This window comes from Bradyrhizobium sp. Kon58 (assembly GCF_055807455.1).
In genome coordinates, this window is record NZ_JBVVOT010000441.1 from 1 (window position 1) to 271 (window position 271).

1 protein-coding gene is annotated in these 271 nt (G+C 59.8%); it reads right to left on the bottom strand.

The features are described from left to right. The coding region (locus tag AC0L20_RS41075) for a hypothetical protein (protein WP_473295838.1) at positions 1-271 on the bottom strand (271 nt) is incomplete at both ends.

Here is a 271-nt window from a genome sequence, read left to right on the forward strand (position 1 = left end):
GCTGACCAACCGCCTTAAGGAGCATACGCAGACGTTGAGTGCGTTGGTCAGCGACACGAACTCTTTATACGCTGGCGTCTCTACGCTGAGATCCTGCGGATCCAGCAGCGCAAGCAGCCCTGTTTCGTAACGTTGGATCTGCTGCTTCGCGGTGCGTAGGGCCAAGCCGAGGCCGGTGCTGGCGAAGATGATTTCCGTGCGTCGTCGTTGCTCGTCCCATTTGAGCAACGGCTCACGAAGCTCGCCAAGCCGAGCGCTGCCGATCAGTTGC